We start from the raw sequence: 4,020 nt of genomic DNA on the forward strand, positions 1-4,020 counted from the left end.
CTTTATCTGTCAGCCAGAAAGGGAATCCTATTGTATGAAACACACTTCCATTATGATTAGAAGCCAAAGGTACATAAATGACATCAGGCTCTATATTGTTTATCATGGCTTTCCCATTTTGGTGTAACGCCATATCTATAGCCTTCCAGCCCGGAAAAGAAAAGACTCCCAAATAGGCATATTGTCCACATTCAGTCTCATCTACTTCTATTTCCACACTGTTTTCGCCGAAATATTCACCGGTGACATCCTTTATGTAGGGAAATTTTAAGATAGCGGGTATCTCCGACCTGTCCATTATTCCCGTTATATCCTTTTTCTGTTTGCCAAAACACTGTCTGTATATTTTGCCTTTTAAGCGTTTGTCATCATATCCTTGAGTAACCTTTCCCTCATCATATTCAAAAGGGATTATTCCGGTCTCATTCTTTATGACATTCCAGGAATGGCCACCTTGTGCTTCGGGAGCACTTATAATGAAATATATGCTGATGAATTTACATATTGAACTATTTTATATTCGGGCTGATGAATCAAATGCTTGGTATTTTGTTTTCCGAAAATGACAAAGTTAAGACTATCTGGAAAAATGATTTCTTTATTTTCCCATTGTATAATGATATTTTTCTCTTTGATATTATTTCCTCTATTACAGGAAAAACATATCCAAAGTAACAACACTATAAATATAATACGTGGTAACACTTCCTTGCTCTATTTAAAAGATAATTTTACTAGACATGGATTGTCGTCCGAGTTCCTTGATACTATTTTTTCGTACTCGTTCTGTGGTAACATTTTTTTGTATGAAAAAGAATCTTCGGGTAATAAAGTCGAAATAATATCTTCATTTGTGAACAATATTGGACGAATGCTAACCCCTTCTTCTATTTGTTCAAAAACAAAAGTACTATGATCTTTTTTTCTATAAAATACATTAATCCAGGGACGATCTATACCGACTCCTTTTCTTAAAGCTACATAATAATATTGCTCATTTTGATTATGCCTTTCCATTGAATATGGAAGTATTCCTTCTTCTAAATCTTTTAATATTTTGTTGTTTCTTTTACTTCCATTTTTTATTTTAGAATATGCTTCGAGCATACCACTTTTTATATTATCTTTGTTAAAATCCCATTTATATGCACTTATTAAACTATCCGTTTTAATTTGGTATACTGTATTTTGATATGCAGATGAAAAAAAAGATATTTTATTATACTGGTAGAAGGGCTTCATTAATCCCATATCTAACATTCTGTCATTGTGCCATGTTTCATAAATGGGAAGCATTGAATCTTTATTAACAACAGTTATGCCGCTTTCATCTGCATCTACACATGACCATAATACCCAATTATTATTTCCTGTCGTTGCAATTGAATAATAATTATTTTTAATGGGTAACATTTCTCGGCCAATATAATTGCCTTCTATATCATAAATTAGCACACTTCCAAAGTGACTTAAGAATAATATAACATTTCTTGTTTTGTCAATAAATACATCTGTTATTACCTGAAATTCATCAGGACCTTCTCCTTTTTTTCCAATCTGTTTTATGTATTTTCCTTTTTTGTCAAATACATATAAAGCAGGTCTCAAATTATCAAAAATAAACAATTGGTTATTGTGTAATTCAATTTTTTCAATATTCATTATTAAACAACTGTCCAATGTTTCTAAAGGTATAATTTCCATTTTAGAAAACAAATCACCAAACTTTACAGTATCTCCTTTTAAGTTGACCTTCAATGTAATGCCTTTAAAATTATCTATCGGTTTAATATTGCAGGAGGAAACACATGCTATTATTGTGAGTATTGAGAGAATGTATTTTTTCATCTTCTTTTTATTTAAATAAATAGACTAGCAACTACATGAATCGTCTTGGTAACCGGTAAATGCACAATGACCCGAATTACTTCTGATGTAACATCTGCCAATTCCATCTGAGCATGAACGTGAACAAGTGATTACTGCTTCACCATCGTCAGCTAATGCTTCCACATTAGCTAATGCCAAGTCCGACATGTCTTCAGTTTTAAAAAAATTATGTATATTATGCCCAGTCAGCAGAGCAAATGCAGCAACTAGTGTTGCTTTCAAAATATTTTTTTTCATCTCTTTTTGTTTTTTCGATGATTCATTAATCTTGTTTTCATCTTTTATCGGAAAGAACTCCACCGCAGAAAAAGCAACTCTTCTGTTTGCTTATTCTGATAATTTACGCTAAGTTTGCATTGGCATAACACTCCTTTCTTTTAGAAGAGAGTCGCAGGGTGGGAAGAACATCTTCCGGCAAAGAAAAATATGTTTATTTCCACCCTCTTTCTGCTCTCATGAGTTTTACTGTTTTTATAATCCTTTCTGTTATCTTTAAACAAAGCAGAGAATGCTTTTGATTATTGCTATTTTTTACGCTCTTCAAGGTGAATTTGCGTTTCTGCTTTTCTGTTTTGAAGGATGCAAGTCGGATGATACCATAATTATTAATCGGTAATTTTACAAATTCTTATAATTGGATTATCATCTATGCTAACTGCCGAGAGTTCATCCTGTATTTTTTTGTCTTTAATTTTACTATTCCCGTCTATGTAGAGTTCATTGTCGAAAATAGTAAATAAATAATTTTCGTAAGAATAAAAGTTCACTTTATATTTCTTGATATCAATGATGAAATCATTAAATAGATTTTGATCAGTTATTTGATGGAAAGATACATTACTATTATCGTTTTTATTATAATAGAGGAAGTGTTTTTTCTTATTATGGAAATAAGAGAGCAATATATTATTGTGAAAGTTGAGCAATGAACTTATACCATATGAAAAAACATTTTTGCTCATTTCATTTTGGAATTCCATGATGTTTTTATAATCTTTCTCGAAATATGAATTCGGAATTCTTGAAGTGCCAAAATTTAGATAGTAGCGAGGGATGCAATTTGTTGAAGTTAAAGTGTAAATCGTGTCATTATACAATTCGTAGAATAAGAATTCATTTCCATATTTACTAAAATTACTGTTATTATGAACATGTAGATAATTGGACTTTTTCTGAGAAATAGGGTAAAATCCACCCGATACGGTCTGCTTAATGTTATTATAGATTGTAAATTTATAACTTTGGTTTTGTGATATTTGATTCCCACTATATAAAATACTCGTGGAATCATTAAAAAGCTGCATCCCAATGGCCCAAAAATTAATATCTTTTTTATTCTGAAATTTCCCTTTCATATCGTATTGTAATATTTGTTTTTTTCTCGTATCCAATATGTGCATTGTCTCATTCTTAGAGCAAATATCAAAGTCAGATAATCGAAGATATTCTTCTGGTCCATCACCTTGGTGATTAACTTTATATTGGAATTTTCCGGTATTGTCAAAAAATAAAATAGAGTTATTGTCTCTAATTATAATCTGATTGTCAATATAGAATATTGCCTTTATACTGTTTATTAAACATGAATCATTTGTTTCAAGTTTTATGTAACTCACCTCTTTTGAAAGATTTGATAAATTGAATGGATTATTGGCTGAATTTTCTATGTCAATCCTTATAAACTTACCGTTCTCATTTTGAGGATTTGTGCTACAACCACATAGCAATAATATTAATAATAATGTAATTATAGATAATTTCATAATTGATAAATTTTAGTGGATAATAGAAAGATTAGTGAGAAAAGACATAAAATGTTTTCTATTATCCACTAGTAAATATTTAGCATCCGCTACAAGCTGCAGCTCCGCAATCGTTATCACCGGGGCAGCAGCAATAGTGACATTGGTTATTCTCATCAGGCTCTGTTCCATACAATAAGCCCTTTCCAATACCTTCTTCACCGCTAGCCAATGCTTCCACATTAGCCAAAGCTAACTCAGACATCACATCTGATTTCTGAGAGTTATACACATTAAATCCTGCTATCAGAGCAAACGCAGCAACAACTGTTGCTTTTAAAATATTCTTTTTCATCTCTTTTTGTTTTTTCGATGATTTATTAATCTT

The 4,020-nt window shown here is 31.1% G+C and carries 4 protein-coding genes and 1 pseudogene; all 5 read right to left on the bottom strand.

Annotated elements, in window-relative coordinates:
* Positions 1-298: pseudogene (locus tag IR173_RS17870) on the bottom strand (hypothetical protein); the annotation flags it as partial.
* 416 nt (positions 299-714) lie between these two features.
* Positions 715-1,848 (bottom strand): 6-bladed beta-propeller, encoded by a 1,134-nt coding sequence (locus tag IR173_RS17875; protein WP_237040862.1) that lies wholly within the window; start codon positions 1,846-1,848, stop codon positions 715-717.
* 24 nt (positions 1,849-1,872) lie between these two features.
* Entirely contained in the window at positions 1,873-2,127 is a 255-nt protein-coding gene (locus tag IR173_RS17880; RefSeq protein WP_237040863.1) for an NVEALA domain-containing protein, read from the bottom strand.
* 368 nt (positions 2,128-2,495) lie between these two features.
* Entirely contained in the window at positions 2,496-3,653 is a 1,158-nt protein-coding gene (locus IR173_RS17885) for a 6-bladed beta-propeller (protein WP_237040864.1), read from the bottom strand.
* A gap of 79 nt (positions 3,654-3,732) precedes the next feature.
* Positions 3,733-3,987 carry an NVEALA domain-containing protein gene (locus IR173_RS17890; RefSeq protein ID WP_237040865.1) on the bottom strand — a complete coding sequence of 85 codons (255 nt, stop codon included), beginning with the start codon at positions 3,985-3,987 and terminating at the stop codon, positions 3,733-3,735.
* Between the last annotated feature and the right edge of the window lie 33 nt (positions 3,988-4,020).

Origin of the sequence: Phocaeicola faecalis (assembly GCF_021730445.1) — a bacterium.
GTDB lineage: Bacteria > Bacteroidota > Bacteroidia > Bacteroidales > Bacteroidaceae > Phocaeicola > Phocaeicola faecalis.